The organism is Citrobacter sedlakii (assembly GCF_018128425.1).
In the GTDB taxonomy this organism is placed as follows: Bacteria; Pseudomonadota; Gammaproteobacteria; order Enterobacterales; family Enterobacteriaceae; genus Citrobacter_A; species Citrobacter_A sedlakii.
Genome location: NZ_CP071070.1, coordinates 3,145,127 through 3,163,314, shown reverse-complemented (window position 1 = coordinate 3,163,314; position 18,188 = coordinate 3,145,127). Strand labels below are relative to the sequence as shown.

General features: G+C 53.9%; 13 protein-coding genes and 7 tRNA genes. 5 read left to right on the top strand and 15 right to left on the bottom strand.

The features are described from left to right. Positions 1-97: 97 nt before the first annotated feature. Positions 98-1,522 (bottom strand): tRNA (N6-isopentenyl adenosine(37)-C2)-methylthiotransferase MiaB, encoded by a 1,425-nt coding sequence (gene miaB / locus JY391_RS15085; RefSeq protein ID WP_042285454.1) that lies wholly within the window; start codon positions 1,520-1,522, stop codon positions 98-100. A gap of 145 nt (positions 1,523-1,667) precedes the next feature. Here miaB and ubiF point away from each other — a divergent pair, with 145 nt between their 5' ends. Beyond that, positions 1,668-2,843, top strand: coding sequence for a 3-demethoxyubiquinol 3-hydroxylase (gene ubiF / locus JY391_RS15080; RefSeq protein ID WP_211934544.1), 1,176 nt, complete (start codon positions 1,668-1,670; stop codon positions 2,841-2,843). Positions 2,844-2,850: 7 nt separating this feature from the next. On the opposite strand, the gene JY391_RS15075 is transcribed toward ubiF, so the two are convergent. The 13 genes from JY391_RS15075 to nagB all read right to left on the bottom strand — a co-directional run bounded on the left by JY391_RS15075 (position 2,851) and on the right by nagB (position 10,440). Further along, positions 2,851-3,435, bottom strand: a complete 585-nt coding sequence (locus JY391_RS15075; protein WP_211934543.1) for a hypothetical protein — start codon at positions 3,433-3,435, stop codon at positions 2,851-2,853. A gap of 121 nt (positions 3,436-3,556) precedes the next feature. Next, positions 3,557-3,631, bottom strand: a tRNA-Gln gene (locus tag JY391_RS15070). 44 nt (positions 3,632-3,675) lie between these two features. Continuing rightward, a tRNA-Gln gene (locus JY391_RS15065) sits at positions 3,676-3,750 on the bottom strand. 44 nt (positions 3,751-3,794) lie between these two features. Then, positions 3,795-3,871: transfer RNA gene (locus JY391_RS15060), tRNA-Met, on the bottom strand. A gap of 15 nt (positions 3,872-3,886) precedes the next feature. Further along, positions 3,887-3,961 (bottom strand) — tRNA-Gln (locus JY391_RS15055). Between the two features lie 36 nt (positions 3,962-3,997). Beyond that, positions 3,998-4,072 (bottom strand) — tRNA-Gln (locus JY391_RS15050). Between the two features lie 23 nt (positions 4,073-4,095). Then, a tRNA-Leu gene (locus JY391_RS15045) sits at positions 4,096-4,180 on the bottom strand. An 8-nt stretch (positions 4,181-4,188) separates the two neighbouring features. Further along, positions 4,189-4,265: transfer RNA gene (locus JY391_RS15040), tRNA-Met, on the bottom strand. A 221-nt stretch (positions 4,266-4,486) separates the two neighbouring features. Then, positions 4,487-6,151 carry an asparagine synthase B gene (gene asnB, locus JY391_RS15035; protein WP_199956448.1) on the bottom strand — a complete coding sequence of 555 codons (1,665 nt, stop codon included), beginning with the start codon at positions 6,149-6,151 and terminating at the stop codon, positions 4,487-4,489. A 252-nt stretch (positions 6,152-6,403) separates the two neighbouring features. Further along, complete coding sequence (gene nagD / locus JY391_RS15030) at positions 6,404-7,156, bottom strand: ribonucleotide monophosphatase NagD (RefSeq protein ID WP_042285447.1); 753 nt, start codon at positions 7,154-7,156, stop codon at positions 6,404-6,406. A gap of 46 nt (positions 7,157-7,202) precedes the next feature. Further along, positions 7,203-8,423, bottom strand: coding sequence for a DNA-binding transcriptional regulator NagC (gene nagC, locus JY391_RS15025; RefSeq protein ID WP_042285445.1), 1,221 nt, complete (start codon positions 8,421-8,423; stop codon positions 7,203-7,205). Positions 8,424-8,431: 8 nt separating this feature from the next. Next, positions 8,432-9,580, bottom strand: coding sequence for an N-acetylglucosamine-6-phosphate deacetylase (gene nagA / locus JY391_RS15020; protein ID WP_211934542.1), 1,149 nt, complete (start codon positions 9,578-9,580; stop codon positions 8,432-8,434). A gap of 59 nt (positions 9,581-9,639) precedes the next feature. Next, complete coding sequence (nagB, locus tag JY391_RS15015; RefSeq protein WP_042285441.1) at positions 9,640-10,440, bottom strand: glucosamine-6-phosphate deaminase; 801 nt, start codon at positions 10,438-10,440, stop codon at positions 9,640-9,642. A gap of 341 nt (positions 10,441-10,781) precedes the next feature. On the opposite strand from nagB, the gene nagE reads away from it, so the two are divergent. The 4 genes from nagE (at position 10,782) to JY391_RS14995 (ending at position 16,826) form a co-directional block, all read left to right on the top strand. Continuing rightward, positions 10,782-12,734 carry a PTS N-acetyl glucosamine transporter subunit IIABC gene (nagE, locus tag JY391_RS15010; RefSeq protein WP_060568899.1) on the top strand — a complete coding sequence of 651 codons (1,953 nt, stop codon included), beginning with the start codon at positions 10,782-10,784 and terminating at the stop codon, positions 12,732-12,734. A 210-nt stretch (positions 12,735-12,944) separates the two neighbouring features. After that, on the top strand, positions 12,945-14,612 hold the full coding sequence (gene glnS / locus JY391_RS15005; protein WP_042285437.1) for a glutamine--tRNA ligase: 1,668 nt from the start codon (positions 12,945-12,947) through the stop codon (positions 14,610-14,612). A 424-nt stretch (positions 14,613-15,036) separates the two neighbouring features. Then, positions 15,037-16,443, top strand: a complete 1,407-nt coding sequence (gene chiP, locus JY391_RS15000) for a chitoporin ChiP (protein ID WP_042285435.1) — start codon at positions 15,037-15,039, stop codon at positions 16,441-16,443. Between the two features lie 50 nt (positions 16,444-16,493). Next, positions 16,494-16,826 carry a ChiQ/YbfN family lipoprotein gene (locus JY391_RS14995; protein ID WP_042285432.1) on the top strand — a complete coding sequence of 111 codons (333 nt, stop codon included), beginning with the start codon at positions 16,494-16,496 and terminating at the stop codon, positions 16,824-16,826. Between the two features lie 39 nt (positions 16,827-16,865). On the opposite strand, the gene JY391_RS14990 is transcribed toward JY391_RS14995, so the two are convergent. Next, positions 16,866-18,155, bottom strand: coding sequence for an MFS transporter (locus tag JY391_RS14990; protein ID WP_211934541.1), 1,290 nt, complete (start codon positions 18,153-18,155; stop codon positions 16,866-16,868). Positions 18,156-18,188 lie beyond the last annotated feature (33 nt).

Here is an 18,188-nt window from a genome sequence, read left to right as displayed (position 1 = left end):
ATTATTCACGCCAGTGGATAAAGGCGCAAGCATTGCAGTAGAAATGGGGGCGGCGAGAAGAATTACAAGGCCCGCCAGCGTAGCGGGCCTGAAGGCGTTAAGGCTGGTAGAACCCGACGCCAATATCGTTTTCTTTACGGGTGCGGGCAATGACCGATTCCGGCGTTTCAGCGATACGCAGGCCCATTTCGTCTTCGGTGCGTACCACTTTACCGCGCAGGGAGTTGGTCCAGACGTCGGTGATTTCCACGTCGACAAACTTACCGATCATATCCGGCGTGCCTTCAAAGTTGACTACGCGGTTATTTTCAGTACGACCGGACAGTTCCATGATGCTCTTACGCGACGTGCCTTCGACCAGAATGCGCTGAACGGTGCCGAGCATACGGCGGCTCCAGGCCATTGCCTGCTGGTTAATGCGATCCTGAAGAATATACAGTCGTTGCTTTTTCTCTTCTTCCGGCACGTCATCCACCATGTCGGCTGCCGGGGTACCTGGACGCGCAGAGAAGATAAAGCTGTAGCTCATGTCAAAATTGACGTCGGCAATCAGTTTCATGGTCTGCTCGAAATCCTGAGTGGTTTCCCCCGGGAAGCCGACGATAAAATCGGAGCTGATTTGAATATCCGGGCGCGCCGCGCGCAGTTTACGGATAATCGCTTTGTATTCCAGCGCCGTGTGGGTGCGTCCCATCAGGTTAAGTACGCGATCCGCGCCGCTCTGCACCGGCAGGTGCAGGAAGCTCACCAGTTCCGGCGTATCACGGTAAACCTCAATGATGTCGTCGGTAAACTCGATCGGATGGCTGGTCGTAAAACGAATGCGATCGATACCGTCGATGGCGGCGACCAGACGCAGCAGGTCGGCGAAAGATCCGGTAGTGCCGTCGTAGTTCTCACCGCGCCAGGCGTTAACGTTCTGACCGAGCAGGTTCACTTCACGCACGCCCTGAGCCGCCAGTTGGGCAATTTCGAACAGGATGTCATCGCACGGACGGCTGACCTCTTCACCACGGGTGTACGGCACCACGCAGTAGGTACAATATTTGTTGCAGCCTTCCATAATAGAAACGAAAGCGGTCGGCCCTTCCGCGCGCGGTTCCGGCAGACGGTCAAATTTCTCGATTTCCGGGAAACTGATGTCCACCACCGGGCTGCGATCGCCGCGAACGGAGTTGATCATCTCCGGCAGACGGTGCAGCGTCTGCGGGCCAAAAATAATGTCGACATAGTGAGCGCGTTGACGGATATGTTCGCCTTCCTGAGACGCTACGCAGCCGCCGACGCCGATAATCAGATCGGGGTTTTTCTCTTTCAGCAGCTTCCAGCGGCCTAACTGGTGGAAGACTTTTTCCTGAGCCTTCTCGCGGATAGAGCAGGTATTCAGCAGCAGCACATCCGCTTCTTCCGCCACGTCGGTCAGTTGATACCCGTGAGTGGCATCCAGCAGATCGGCCATCTTCGATGAATCGTATTCGTTCATCTGACAGCCCCAGGTTTTAATATGGAGTTTTTTGGTCATCGACTTGCTCTTGCGAAATAGTGGCTGAATTGCAGGGCGCATAGTGTAATGCTTTGCCGCGGTTGTGACCAGTATGACCGTTATCAGCCTCAAGGGGTAAAAAATCCTGTAAACTTATCTGATTCACGTAACAGGATGAATGACCATGACAAATCAACCAACGGAAGTGGCCATTGTCGGCGGAGGAATGGTCGGCGGCGCGCTGGCGCTGGGACTGGCGCAGAACGGATTTACGGTCACGGTGATTGAACATGCCGCGCCAGCGCCCTTTGCGGCGGACAGCCGGCCCGACGTGCGTATTTCCGCGATCAGCGCCGCGTCTGTTTCGCTGTTGAAAAGCCTGGACGTCTGGGATGCGGTACAAGGGATGCGCAGCCATCCTTATCGTCGGCTGGAAACCTGGGAATGGGAAAATGCCCACGTTGTTTTTGACGCTGCGGAACTGAAGCTGCCGCTGCTGGGCTATATGGTCGAGAACACTGTTTTGCAGCAGGCGCTGTGGCAGGCGCTGGAGGCGCATCCGAACGTTACCCTGCGAGTCCCTGCGTCGCTTGCGGCGCTACACCGTCATCACGACAGTCAGGTACTGGAGCTGGCAGATGGCGAGCAGATTATGGCGAAGCTGGTGGTCGGCGCTGACGGCGCGAATTCACAGGTGCGCCAACTGGCTGGCATTGGCATTCACGCCTGGCAGTATGCGCAGTCATGCATGCTGATCAGCGTTCAGTGCGAGCAGGCGCCGGGGGACAGTACCTGGCAGCAGTTTACGCCGGATGGCCCGCGCGCCTTTCTGCCGCTCTTTGATCGCTGGGCGTCGCTGGTATGGTATGACGCGCCAGCGCGTATTCGCCAGTTGCAGACCCTGAGCATGCCGCAGTTGCAGGCGGAAATCGTAAAACATTTCCCGGCGCGGCTGGGGCCGGTGACGCCGCTGGCCGCAGGTGCGTTCCCGCTGACCCGTCGACACGCGTTGCAGTATGTTCAGCCGGGCCTGGCGCTGGTGGGCGATGCGGCGCATACCATTCATCCGCTGGCCGGGCAGGGGGTGAACCTCGGCTATCGCGATGTCGATGCGCTGATCGATGTGCTGGTAAATGCGCGCAGCTATGGAGAACGTTGGGCCAGCCAGCCGGTGTTGAAGCGCTACCAAATGCGGCGCATGGCGGATAACTTTATGATGCAGAGTGGAATGGATCTGTTTTACGCTGGATTCAGTAATAACCTGCCGCCGCTGCGTATGCTGCGCAACCTCGGCCTGATGGCTGCTGAACGTGCGGGTGTCGTTAAACGCCAGGCGCTGAAGTATGCGTTAGGGTTGTAACACGCGCTTAAAGTAGTCGCTCGAACAGCGTTACTCTGTTGTTTCCTTCGAATAAAAATCCCTGATACCAGACGCTTCCGCTGCTGGTCGTCAGGGGTTCACAGCGCCAACGATGGGTGGCGATACGATATAGCATATAGGCGCTTCTCCCTGACATCGTTAGCATATACACAAGTATGAGCAGGGCGACGATGTCTGTTGCGGCATTTGCTCCTGTCAGGAGATATTCGCGTGCCAATATCGCGATACAGAACCCCTGTAAAATTAGCTTCCCAAGAAAGCTGAAGGTATAAAATTGCTGGATACGTTTTTTCGACCAGAAACAGGGGTTTTTAATAACCACCCGCTGTTCATGCGCCGGTAAGCCATGAATGTAGGTGATATTGTGGGTTTTCTCCGTTAGCGTGAGCGCTACTCCCGTTTCGTTGAGCTGGTGCAGGCGCATTGATATGCCGATGGGAAAGAGTAAACCGACCAGAATGAGGTAGGTTAGCAACGCGGAAAGGTCAAAGAAAGTTAGCACGACGGCGAAAACAAAAAGGAACAGCGTTGCCGTCCGGGTAAATATAAACGGAAAAATCTGGTAGTTCATCGTAACGTCCCTTTATCTGCCGTGGCTTAATCTAGCGACAGAGGCAGAACATGTATACGGCTGGCTGGGACTTTCGGAATTCATAAAAGCAAAAAGCTCGCCGAAGCGAGCTTTTTTAACGTGGCTGGGGTACGAGGATTCGAACCTCGGAATGCCGGAATCAGAATCCGGTGCCTTACCGCTTGGCGATACCCCAATTGGCGTACTTCTTACGTTCGTTAGCGGAACGTCTGAAAAATGTGGCTGGGGTACGAGGATTCGAACCTCGGAATGCCGGAATCAGAATCCGGTGCCTTACCGCTTGGCGATACCCCAACAAATTTTTCTGAATCTGCCGAATCCATCGACATTTCGTAAGATGGTGGCTACGACGGGATTCGAACCTGTGACCCCATCATTATGAGTGATGTGCTCTAACCAACTGAGCTACGTAGCCAGAGTATTTCTTCGATGGCTGGGGTACCTGGATTCGAACCAGGGAATGCCGGTATCAAAAACCGGTGCCTTACCGCTTGGCGATACCCCAATGACCGTCGCGGTGATCCGCAAACTCGAAGAAATATGGCTGGGGTACCTGGATTCGAACCAGGGAATGCCGGTATCAAAAACCGGTGCCTTACCGCTTGGCGATACCCCATCCGTGCAACGCGTACTGGTGAATGGTGCGGGAGGCGAGACTTGAACTCGCACACCTTGCGGCGCCAGAACCTAAATCTGGTGCGTCTACCAATTTCGCCACTCCCGCAAAAAAGATGGTGGCTACGACGGGATTCGAACCTGTGACCCCATCATTATGAGTGATGTGCTCTAACCAACTGAGCTACGTAGCCCTCTTTTTTCGCGTTACCTTATCGGCGTTGCGGGGCGCATTATGCGTATTGAGCCTTGAAGCGTCAACCTCTTTTTCATCGAAAACAGCGTGAATGTGACTGTTTGGTTAGGTTGCGAACAGCGTGACGCAATAATCGGCAATTATTGGTTATGAAACACTTTATGGGCAAGATTTTAGAACAAAAAAAGGGCCCTTGCGGACCCATTTCATCATGCAGATTTATTTGTATGCCGACTGATGTACGCCGACCGCGCGTCCGGAAGGATCGTTCATGGTTTTGAACGCTTCATCCCATTCGATCGCTTTGGCGGAAGAGCAGGCGACAGACGGGCCGCCCGGCACGCATTCCGCGGCGCTCGGGAGCGGGAACAGTTCTTCAAAAATCTCACGATACAGATACGCTTCTTTCGAGCCTGGCGTGTTGTAAGGGAAGCGGAAGCTGGCGGTTTCCAGTTGCTGGTCGGTTACCTGCTGCGCCGCCACTTCTTTCAGGGTGTCGATCCAGCTGTAGCCCACGCCATCGGAGAACTGCTCTTTCTGACGCCATGCGACACTTGCTGGCAGGTAAGATTCGAAACATTCACGCAGGATATGTTTTTCCATCTTGCCGTTGCCGCACATCTTATCTTCCGGATTGATACGCATGGCCACATCGAGAAATTTCTTGTCGAGGAACGGGACGCGGGCTTCCACGCCCCAGGCTGACATCGCTTTGTTGGCGCGCGCGCAGTCAAACATATGTAGCGCCTGCAGTTTACGTACCGTTTCTTCGTGCAGTTCTTTGGCGTTTGGCGCTTTATGGAAGTAAAGATAGCCGCCGAACACTTCGTCAGATCCCTCGCCGGATAGCACCATTTTGATGCCCATCGCTTTGATTTTACGCGACATTAAGTACATTGGCGTTGACGCGCGAATCGTGGTCACATCGTACGTTTCGATGTGATAAATTACATCGCGGATCGCATCTAACCCTTCCTGCACGGTGAAGTGAATCTCATGGTGCACCGTGCCCAGATGGTTCGCGACTTCCTGCGCGGCTTTCAGATCCGGAGAACCTTCCAGACCGACAGCGAAGGAGTGTAGCTGCGGCCACCAGGCTTCAGATCTTTCCTGATCTTCCACGCGACGCGCGGCGAACTTTTTGGTGATAGCGGAAATCACTGAAGAATCCAGACCGCCGGAGAGCAACACGCCGTACGGCACATCTGACATCAGATGGCTTTTTACCGAGTCTTCCAGTGCCTGGCGCAGTTCCGCTTTGTCGGTAACGTTATCTTTTACCGCATCGTACTCGAACCAGTCGCGCTGATAGTACTGACGAATCTCACCGTCCTGGCTCCATAAATAGCTGCCCGCCGGAAACTCTTTAATCGTGCGGCAAACCGGCACCAACGCTTTCATTTCCGAAGCAACATACAGGTTACCGTGTTCGTCATAACCCATATACAGCGGGATAATCCCGATGTGGTCGCGACCAATCAGATACGCGTCTTTCTCGGTATCGTACAGGGCGAAAGCGAACATTCCTTGCAGATCGTCAAGAAATTCCGGGCCTTTTTCCTGATACAGCGCGAGGATAACTTCGCAGTCGGAGCCGGTCTGGAACGCATAGCGTTCGCCATATTCCGCACGCAGCGCCTGATGGTTGTAGATTTCGCCGTTGACAGCCAATACGTGGGTTTTCTTTTCGTTATACAGTGGCTGAGCGCCCGCGTTGACGTCGACAATGGACAGACGTTCATGCGCGAGGATGGCCTTGTCGCAGGCAAAAATACCGGACCAGTCCGGGCCGCGATGGCGCATCAGGCGTGACAGCTCGAGCGCCTTTTTCCGCAGTTCTCCTGCATCTGACTTAATATCGAATACGCCAAAAATTGAACACATAACCTTCTCCGTTACCCTGTCTGAATACATTTTGTGTGTGCTTGATTTAAAAAATGCCGCAAAGGAGAGCAGGGCGCAATACTTTTGCCGGGTAAAAAAGAAAAAACGCAACAGCGATTATGGAATGATGAAAAAAGAGTACGTAATGAACGGATTTATTAATGAATCGACAATTTTTAGGTGATTTTATTAGATACGGCGTGGCTTGACCGTAGGCCTGATAAGCGAAACGTCATCAGGCAACGGTTGGCGTTAAATAACGTCGATCTCGGCGACGGAGGGGTAAATCCAGCTCGGACGGAACGGCATACTGTCAATATCATCAAGCGTAGAAACGCCGGAAAGCACCAGGATGGTTTCAAGTCCCGCCTGGAATCCGGCAAGAATGTCGGTGCGTAGATTGTCACCGACAATCACCGTCTCTTCTGAGTGCGCCTGCATTTTGTTCAGCGCGGCGCGAATGATCCACGGGCTGGGTTTGCCGACGTAGAACGGCTTACGTCCGGAAATTTTCTCAATACCGGCGCACAGGGCGCCGCAGGCCGGGTAAAAACCGCGACCGTGGGTGTCCGGATTGGTGGCGATAAAGCGTGCGCCGTTCGCCACGAAGTATGCCGCTTTATGCATCATGTCCCAGTTATAGGAACGGGTTTCGCCCACAATCACAAAATCCGGGTTGACGTCGGTGATGGTGAACCCGGCTTTATACAGTTCGTGGATCAGCGCCCCTTCGCCCACCACGTAAGCCTTTTTCCCTTCCTGACGACGCAGGAAGTCGGCGGTGGCCATGGCTGAGGTATAAAACACGCTGTCAGGGACATTGACGCCGGCGGTGGCGAAGCGGTTCGCCAGATCCTGCCCGGTTTGCGACGGGTAATTGGTCAACAGCACCAGCGGCAGACCTTTTTCAATAATGCCGGTCAGAAATTCTGCTGCGCCGGGGACGGCGACGTTATCGTGCATCAGCACGCCATCGATATCACAAATGACATTTTTAATGGTCATGAACTACCCAGGGAAATGGTTATGAATCCGATACTATAAAAGCGCATCAGTTTTCCAGCAAATGCTGGAGCAAAATGCCGTTCAGCATGGCGCGCTTCACAAGGGCGAATGCGCCGATAGCGGAGCGATGATCCAGCGTAGAGCGCACCACTGGCAGATTCTGGCGAAACGCCTTCAGCGCCTGCGTATTGATGCAGCTTTCGATTGCGGGCAACAGGACTTTATCCGCTTCGGTAATTTCACCGGCAATCACAATCTTCTGCGGATTAAACAGGTTAATGGCAATGGCGATAGTTTTGCCCAAATGTCGCCCTACGTGCTCGATCACTTCCGAGGCCAGGCTGTCGCCTTTGTTTGCCGCTTTACAGATGGTTTTGATGTTGCAGTCATTTAGCGAAACACGGCTCTGATAGCCCTGTTTGAGCAGGTTTTGCACACGGTGTTCGATCGCGGCGTTAGCCGCAATGGTCTCCAGACAGCCGAAGTTGCCGCAGTGGCAACGCTCGCCCAGCGGCTCAACCTGAATGTGGCCGATCTCGCCGACGTTGCCGTTACGGCCAATGAAAATTCGGCCATTAGAGATGATCCCGGCGCCGGTGCCGCGGTGCACGCGCACCAGAATGGAGTCTTCACAGTCCTGGCTTGCGCCGAAATAGTGCTCTGCCAGCGCGAGGCTGCGAATGTCGTGACCGACAAAACAGGTGACGCGAAAACGGGTTTCCAGCGCATCGACCAGTCCCCAGTTTTCAACCTGAATATGCGGCATGTAATGAATCATGCCGCTTTCCGGATCGACAAGGCCCGGCAGGATCACCGAAATGGCGATCAGTTCGCGAATTTTGCGCTGGTTGCCGTCAATAAAGGCTGAAATTGCATTGAGCAACGCATGTTCCAGCGTCTCCTGAGTACGTTCGGGCAGCGGGTAATGCTCCTCCGCCAACACTTTACTGCTGAGATCGAACAGGGTAATGGTCGCGTCATGGCGTCCCAGACGTACGCCGATGGCGTGGAAACCGCGGGTTTCGGTAACAATAGAGATCGCGCGGCGGCCCCCGGTGGAGGCCTGCTGATCGACTTCTTTGATCAGCCCGCGTTCAATCAGTTGACGCGTAATTTTGGTTACGCTGGCGGGAGCAAGCTGGCTTTGTTCGGCAATCTGAATCCGCGAGATTGGCCCATGCTGGTCAATCAGGCGGTAAACGGCCGCGCTGTTAAGCTGTTTTACGAGATCAACATTACCTATTTGAGCTTGTCCGCCTGGTGTCATACTTTCTCTTACTCAGTAACGACCTCGTTACCATTAACGATGGTCTTGATGATTTTAAAGTCGTGGGTAAACGCGGTCAGGTTCGCCACTTTACCCGGCGCGATGCTGCCGAGCTGTTTTTCTACGCCAATCGCGCGCGCCGGATAGAGCGTCGCCATGCGCAGCACTTCGTCGAGCGCAATGCCGCAGTGCTCAACCAGGTTACGCACGCCTTCGATCATGGTTAACGATGAACCGCTTAGCGTACCGTTTTCATCCACACACAATCCATTGCGGTAGTATATTGTTTTACCAGCAAAAATGAACTGTTCAATATTCGCACCTGCGGGCGCTGTCGCATCCGTTACCAGACACAGCTTATCGCCTTTAAGACGTTTGGCGTTGCGGATATTGGCATAGTCAACGTGTAGGCCGTCGGCAATCACGCCGCAATAAATGTCCGCATCGTCGAGAACAGCCCCCGCCAGACCCGGTTCACGGCCGGTAATGTACGGCATAGCGTTAAACAGGTGCGTGGCAAAGCGGATACCTGCGCGGAAACCGGCTTTGGCTTCTTTAAGCGTGGCGTTAGAGTGTCCGGCAGAAACCACGATGCCGGCATTCGCCAGTTTGCTGATGACTTCAGCAGGCACCATTTCCGGCGCCAGCGTAACTTTGGTGATGACGTCGGCATTATCGCACAGGTAGTCCACCAGCGCAGCGTCCGGCTGACGAACAAAGTTCGGGTTGTGGGTGCCTTTTTTAACCAGATTCAGCCACGGGCCTTCCAGATGGAGACCCAGCGCCTGGTTCGGGTGTTTCGCCAGGTATTCACGCATAACGCGAATGCCTTGCTTCATCAGTTCGTCGCTGGTGGTGATCAGCGTTGGCAGATAGTTGGTGCAGCCCGATTTCTCGTTGGCTTTCTGCATGATTTCCAGCGTTTCAACGGTAACGGCGTCTGCGGTATCGTTGAACTGTACGCCGCCGCAGCCGTTAAGCTGAACGTCGATAAAACCGGGGGAAAGAATGGCCCCGTTCAGTGAACGTTGTTCGATCCCGTGCGGCAGTTTCGCCACCGGACAAACGCTGTCAATCAGGCCATTGGCGACAACAATCGCATGGTCATCAAGAATTTCGTGGCCGGTAAAGATCCGACCCTGGGTTAAAGCATACATTCCGACCCCCGATTTCAAAAATATGCCGCCCTGAACGCAGTGGCAGGGCGGAGACAACATTACAGACCTTTAATATTTTCGGCTTCTAACTCGTTGAAATATTTCAGCGTCTTAACTTTCAGTTCCATCGTTGACGGCTCATCGCAGACCACCACGGCTTTCGGGTGCAGCTGCAGGCAACTGATGGTCCACATGTGGTTGACGTTGCCTTCAACGGCGGCCTGCAGAGCCTGGGCTTTCTGATGGCCCAGCACCAGAATCATCACTTCTTCGGCATCCAGCAAAGTCCCCACGCCAACGGTCAGCGCATATTTAGGCACCTGATCCACATCACCGTCGAAGAAACGGGAGTTTGCCACGCGCGTATCGTGGGTCAGGGTTTTAATACGGGTACGGGAAGCCAGGGAAGAAGCCGGTTCGTTAAATGCGATATGACCGTCGTTACCGACGCCGCCCATAAACAGGTGGATTTTACCGTAAGAACGGATTTTTTCTTCATATTGACGGCATTCCGCGTCAATATCTGGCGCGTTACCATTGAGCAGGTTGATGTTTTCTGCTGGAATATCAACGTGATCAAAGAAATTACGGTGCATGAAGCTGTGGTAGCTTTCCGGATGTTCCTTTGGCAGGCCGACATATTCGTCCATATTGAACGTCACCACATGTTTGAAGCTGACCTGGCCCGCTTTGTGCATTTCCACTAAGGCTTTGTAAGCGGTCATTGGCGTGCCGCCCGTCGGCAGACCCAGCACAAACGGACGATCGGCTGTCGGTTTGAACGCATTGATACGGTTAACGATATGGCGGGCAGCCCATTTGCCGACTTGTTCAGCGGTAGTCAGGGGAATCAGTCTCATTCTTCACCTCAGAAAGTAAATGTAAGCCGTTGGCGGATTGCGCGTCTGTGCACCTTAAAGCGTAACCTGGTCTGTCGCGATTGGAGTCAATCCGTCTTGATTTTTTGAATGATAAAATAAGTTTTCAAAGTTAGCCAGTGACAGGGAGAGATAATAACGATATTTGGTGACTGTACTCACAAAAAACACGCTTTTAATTTGCGATACGAATTAAATTTTCACACACTCTTGCAGGAGATGATCTAACAACGTATTTGCCGGAACATCACGCTGAGAAGTTGAGCTACACACATAAAAATACGGCCTGAATGGCCATATCGGGGTCTCGTAGGGGGAATAAGATGAACATTCTAGGTTTTTTCCAGCGACTGGGTAGGGCGTTACAGCTCCCTATCGCGGTGCTGCCGGTGGCGGCGCTGTTGCTGCGATTCGGCCAACCAGATTTACTGAACGTCGCCTTTATCGCGCAGGCGGGTGGGGCGATTTTTGATAACCTCGCGCTGATCTTCGCCATCGGTGTGGCATCCAGCTGGTCCAAAGACAGCGCGGGTGCGGCAGCGCTGGCAGGGGCGGTCGGTTATTTCGTACTGACTAAAGCGATGGTCACCATCAACCCGGAAATCAACATGGGTGTGCTGGCGGGTATCATTACCGGCCTGGTGGGCGGCGCTGTCTACAACCGTTGGGCGGATATCAAGCTGCCTGACTTCCTGAGCTTCTTCGGCGGCAAACGCTTTGTGCCGATTGCTACGGGCTTTTTCTGCCTGGTTCTGGCGGCGATTTTCGGCTACGTCTGGCCGCCGGTTCAGCATGCTATTCATGCTGGCGGTGAATGGATCGTGTCCGCAGGCGCGCTCGGCTCCGGTATTTTTGGTTTCATCAACCGTCTGCTGATCCCAACCGGTCTGCATCAGGTGCTGAACACCATCGCCTGGTTCCAGATTGGTGAATTCACCAACGCTGCCGGTACCGTTTTCCACGGCGATATCAACCGCTTCTACGCGGGTGACGGCACTGCCGGGATGTTCATGTCCGGCTTCTTCCCGATCATGATGTTTGGTCTGCCGGGCGCGGCACTGGCGATGTACTTCGCTGCCCCGAAAGCGCGTCGTCCGATGGTAGGCGGTATGCTGCTGTCCGTCGCCATCACCGCGTTCCTGACCGGCGTGACTGAGCCGCTGGAATTCCTGTTTATGTTCCTTGCGCCGCTGCTGTATCTCCTGCACGCGATTCTGACCGGCATCAGCCTGTTTATCGCCACGCTATTGGGGATCCACGCGGGCTTCTCGTTCTCTGCGGGCGCTATCGACTATGTGTTGATGTACAGCCTGCCCGCGGCGAGCCAGAACGTCTGGATGCTGCTGGTTATGGGGCTGGCGTTCTTCGTCATTTACTTCCTGTTGTTCAGCGCGGTTATTCGTATGTTTAACCTGAAAACGCCGGGCCGCGAAGATAAAGAAGACGAGGTGGTGACTGAAGAAGCGAACAGCAATACGGAAGAAGGTCTGACGCAACTGGCGACCAGCTACATCGCAGCGGTCGGCGGTACGGATAACCTGAAAGCCATTGATGCCTGTATCACCCGTCTGCGTCTGACCGTTGGCGACTCCGCCAGGGTGAGCGATGCAATGTGTAAACGCCTGGGCGCGTCCGGCGTGGTGAAACTGAACAAACAAACCATTCAGGTTATTGTCGGGGCGAAAGCAGAATCCATTGGCGACGCGATGAAAAAAGTCGTTGCGCGTGGTCCGGTTGCCGCAGCCTCGGCGGATGCCGCGCCTGCGGCAACAGCAACCCCGGCCCAGAAGCCGCAGGCGGTACCCAATGCGGTGACCATTGCTGAACTGGTTTCCCCGATTACCGGTGACGTGGTGGCGTTAGATCAGGTACCTGACGAGGCGTTCGCCAGCAAAGCGGTCGGTGACGGCGTGGCGGTTAAACCGACGGACAAAACCGTGGTTTCTCCGGCAGCGGGAACCATCGTGAAAATCTTCAATACCAACCACGCATTCTGCCTGGAAACAGAGAAAGGCGCGGAAATCGTGGTCCACATGGGGATCGATACCGTTGCGCTGAATGGCCAGGGCTTTAAACGCCTGGTTGAAGAAGGGGCAGAAGTGACCGCAGGCCAGCCGATCCTGGAAATGGATCTGGACTATCTGAACGCGAACGCGCGCTCCATGATAAGTCCGGTGGTGTGCAGCAACATCGACGACTTCAGCGCACTGGTAGTGAAAGCCGAAGGTCACGTCGTGGCGGGTCAAACCCCACTGTATGAAATCAAAGGTAAATAAAAAGGTCCGGGTCGGATAAAGCAAAAACCGGGTTCCGACAACATCACAGCGACCTTAAGCGGCGGAGGCAAACCTTCGCCGCTTTTTTTTGCAGCAAATGGTCCCCATATTTTCGTTTGAGACGTATTTTGCGTAACTAAAGGTTGTCAGTCTGTCCGGCTTATAAGATCATATGCCGTTATACGTTGTTTACGCTTTGAGGAATCCACGATGAGTGAGGCTGAAGCCCGCCCGAGTAACTTTATTCGTCAGATCATCGATGAAGATCTGGCCAGTGGTAAGCACACCACGGTACATACCCGTTTTCCGCCGGAGCCAAATGGCTATCTGCACATTGGCCACGCGAAATCCATTTGCCTGAACTTTGGCATCGCGCAAGATTATCAGGGCCAGTGCAACCTGCGTTTCGATGACACTAACCCGGTAAAAGAAGATATCGAGTACGTTGATTCGATCAAAAACGACGTTGAGTGGTTAGGTTTTCACTGGTCTGGCGAGGTTCGCTACTCCTCCGATTACTTCGATCAGCTGCATGCCTACGCGGTTGAGCTGATCACCAAAGGTCTGGCTTACGTTGATGAACTGACGCCAGAGCAGATCCGCGAATACCGCGGCACCCTGACTCAGCCGGGTAAGAACAGCCCGTTCCGCGATCGCAGCGTGGACGAAAACCTCGCGCTGTTCGAAAAAATGCGTACCGGCGGTTTCGAAGAAGGCAAAGCCTGCCTGCGCGCGAAAATCGACATGGCGTCGCCGTTCATCGTGATGCGCGATCCGGTGCTGTACCGTATTAAGTTCGCGGAGCATCACCAGACCGGCACCAAGTGGTGCATCTATCCGATGTACGACTTCACCCACTGCATCAGCGATGCGCTGGAAGGTATTACCCACTCGCTGTGTACGCTAGAATTCCAGGACAACCGTCGCCTGTACGACTGGGTGCTGGACAACATCACGATTCCGGTTCACCCGCGTCAGTATGAATTCTCGCGCCTGAATCTGGAATACACGGTGATGTCCAAGCGTAAGCTGAACCTGCTGGTGACCGACAAGCATGTGGAAGGTTGGGACGACCCGCGTATGCCGACCATTTCCGGTCTTCGCCGCCGTGGTTATACCGCTGCCGCGATTCGCGAGTTTTGCAAACGTATCGGCGTGACCAAGCAGGACAACACCATTGAGATGGCGTCGCTCGAATCCTGCATTCGCGAAGATCTTAATGAAAACGCGCCGCGCGCGATGGCGGTAATCGATCCGGTGAAACTGGTGATCGAAAACTACCCGCAGGGCGAGAGCGAACAGGTCACGATGCCGAATCATCCGAACAAACCGGAAATGGGCAGTCGTCAAGTGCCGTTCAGCGGCGAGATCTGGATTGACCGCGCGGACTTCCGTGAAGAAGCGAACAAGCAGTACAAGCGTCTGGTCATGGGGAAAGAAGTACGCCTGCGTAACGCCTACGTGGTGAAAGCTGAGCGCGTGGAAAAAGATGCCGAAGGCACTATCACCACCATCTTCTGTACCTACGACGCCGATACCCTTAGCAAAGATCCGGCAGATGGCCGTAAAGTGAAGGGCGTGATTCACTGGGTGAGCGCGGCGCATGCGCTGCCGGTTGAAATTCGTCTCTACGATCGTCTGTTCAGCGTGCCGAACCCTGGCGCGGCGGAAGATTTCCTGTCCGTAATGAATCCGGAATCGCTGGTTATCAAACAGGGTTATGCCGAACCATCGCTGAAAGAGGCGGTCGCCGGTAAAGCGTTTCAGTTTGAGCGCGAAGGGTACTTTTGTCTGGACAGCCGTTATGCTACCGCCGAGAAACTGGTCTTTAACCGTACCGTCGGCCTGCGTGACACCTGGGCGAAAGTCGGAGAATAAGTCGCAACTTGTCTTTCAAACGCCGCGTTCAGCGGCGTTTTTTTTTGCCCTCAACTCTCTTTTTTCGAAGCGAATTAATTATCGTTTCTTAAATATTCTGCTTAACAAATCTTTTTACATAACAAATTGATTTCATCAATGCTTATCGTGATGTAACCGATTTCATCTTTCTGGAAAACAAGTAATTTTTTCTGATATTCCGCTTTTTTGATCAAATGAATGAAATGTAACAGAACGCGATGAAATATGTGCGGTTGCTCATACTCTTACATTCTCGTTACAGAAAGGTATTGATAATTCGCGTCGCGAAAAATAGTCTATTCATTGTAGTCAGCGAGGTCTTTCTCAATGCTACTTTTCACTTTTATTTTTTGGCTGTTAGCCGTTGGCGACAGCACTTTAAAACGTCAAAGAGGATTAACACATGCGTACGTTCAGTGGCAAACGTAGTGCGCTGGCGCTGGCTATCGCCGGTATCACAGCAATGTCGGGCTTGGTTGTTGTTCCACACGCTCATGCCGAAGGTTTTTTTGATGACTCCACCCTGACGGGCGGGATCTATTACTGGCAGCGCGAGCGCGATCGTAAAGACGTTACCGACGAAGACAAATATAAAACGAACCTTTCTCATGCGACCTGGAACGCCAACCTGGATTTCCAGTCCGGCTACGCGGCTGATATGTTTGGTCTCGATATCGCGGCCTTCACCGCTATCGAAATGGCGGAAAACGGCGACAGCGGTCACCCCAACGAAATTGCCTTCTCGAAAAAGAATAAAGGCTACGACGAAGATTACTCGGGCGATAAAAGCGGAGTAAGCCTGTATAAAGCGGCGGCGAAATTTAAGTATGGCCCCGCCTGGGCGCGCGCGGGGTATATTCAGCCAACCGGACAAACGCTGTTAGCACCGCACTGGAGCTTTATGCCGGGTACCTATCAGGGAGCCGAAGCCGGGGCGAACTTTGACTACGGCGATGCGGGCGCGCTGAGCTTCTCCTATATGTGGGCCAACGAATACAAAGCGCCGTGGCACACCGAGGTCGACAAATTCTATCAGGCCGATAAAAAGACTAAGGTCGATTACCTTCATTCCGTCGGCGCGAAATATGATTTCAAAAACGACCTGGTGCTGGAAGCGGCATTTGGACAGTCTGAAGGCTATGTCGATCAGTACTTCGCGAAAGCCAGCTATAAGTTTGATTTAGGCGGCAACCCGCTGACGACCAGCTACCAGTTCTACGGTGCGCGTGACAAAGTGGATGACCGTAGCACAAACGATATTTACGACGGTACGGCCTGGCTGCAGGCGTTAACCTTCGGCTACAAGGTCGCGGAAGTGGTTGACCTGCGACTGGAAGGCACCTGGGTGAAAGCGGAAGGGCAGCAGGGTTACTTCCTGCAGCGTATGACCCCGACTTATGCTTCCTCCAACGGTCGTCTGGATATCTGGTGGGATAACCGTTCTGACTTCAACGCCAACGGCGAAAAAGCGGTCTTCTTCGGCGCGATGTATGACCTGAAAAACTGGAACCTGCCAGGTTGGGCAGTGGGGGCGTCTTATGTGTATGCCTGGGATGCGAAGCCGTCCACCTGGCAGAGCAATCCTGATGCGTACTACGACAAAAACCGCACTATCGAGGAATCATCTTACAGTCTGGATGCGGTCTATACCCTGCAGGACGGACGCGCCAAAGGCACCATGTTTAAACTGCACTTCACTGAGTATGACAACCACTCCAACATCCCAAGCTGGGGCGGTGGTTACGGCAACATCTTCCAGGATGAGCGTGACGTGAAATTTATCGTCATTGCCCCGTTCACCATCTTCTAATGCCCATACGCGGCGGGCCATGCGCCTGCCGCACCGTTGAGGACTGTTCTATGAAAAAACTGATACTCATCGCCGTGATGGCTTCGGGACTGGTGGCCTGCACAACGACGACGGCGCCAAAAGAAGACAGCCGTCTGAAAGAGGCGTACAGCGCCTGCATCAATACAGCGCAGGGATCGCCAGAAAAAATCGAAGCCTGCCAGAGCGTTTTAGCGGTGCTGAAGAAAGAGAAACAGCACGAGCAGTTTACCCGTCAGGAAAGCGTTCGCGTACTGGATTACCAGCAGTGCATACAGGCGACGCGTACCGGTAACGATCAGGCGGTAAAAGCCGATTGTGACAAGATCTGGCAGGAAATCCGCAGCAACAATAGCGCCAAATAACCCAGGGGGCGGAGAGGGTCTCCGCCCCTGTTTTCTGGCTTAATTCTCCACGGGGTGGTAACTGCGGCTCAGGCGAACAAACAGCATAGCCGTCGCGGCGAAACCACATAGCGCTGCGCACATCAGCCACCATCCTGGCGAACTTTTATCACCGGTCATCTCAACCAACGCGGTAGAAATTGCGGGAGTCAGCCCCCCAAAAATGGCCGTCGCAAGGCTGAACGCCAGCGAAAACCCCACCGTTCGTACGTAGACCGGCATCACTTCGGTCAGCGCGGCGACCATCGCGCCGTTATACATGCCAAAAAAGAACGAGAACCACAGCAGCACCAGAGTCATACGGGTGAAATCCGGCGCGGCGGTCAGCCAGTGCATCACCGGCCAGGTCGTGATGAGCGCAAGCAGAGTAATCCCCATCAACACCGGACGACGGCCGATTTTATCGGAGATCGCGCCGCCAATAGGCAGCCAGATAAAGTTAGAAATCCCGACCAGCATGGTGACTATCAGGCTGTCACGCGCGCTCAGATGCAGAACGGCACGGCCGTAGGTGGGCGTATAAACGGTAATAAAATAAAAAGTGGTGGTGGTCATTGCCACCAACAGCGTACCAGCGGTGACAATGCGCCAGTTTTTCGCAATGGTGGTCAGTATTTCCCGGGTATCGGGGCGGTGCTTACGCTGGATAAAGGCTTCGGTTTCTTGTAGCGAACGGCGCAGTACAAAAATGAGCGGAATGATCATGCAGCCAATAAAGAACGGAATGCGCCAGCCCCATTCAGAGATTTCATCGTGCCCGAGCGTGACGTTCAGACCGTAGCCGATCAGCGCAGCCACCACAATCGCCACCTGTTGGCTGGCCGACTGCCAGCTGGTATAGAAACCTTTATTGCCCGGCGTGGCGATCTCTGAAAGATAAACGGAAACGCCGCCCAGCTCCACGCCGGCGGAAAATCCCTGCAACAGTCGGCCCAGCAGCACCAGCACTGGCGCCAGTACGCCAATGGTCTGGTAGCCAGGCACGAGGGCGATCAGCAGCGTACCGCAACCCATGACCGCCAGCGTTACCATTAACCCTTTACGGCGGCCAATTCTGTCGATATACGAACCCAGCACAATCGCCCCGACGGGACGCATCAAAAAGCCGGAGCCGAAGACGGCAAACGTGAGCATTAAAGAGGCGAATTCGCTTTCTGCCGGGAAAAACGTTTTCGCAATATAAGTGGCGTAAAAACCAAACAGAAAAAAGTCGAACTGCTCAAGAAAATTACCGCTGGTTACCCGCAGTATTGCGCCGAACGTGCCGGCGCGCGATGGTTGTTGGCTCATGGGATTGCTCTCCACTGTCTTATCGTAATAGTT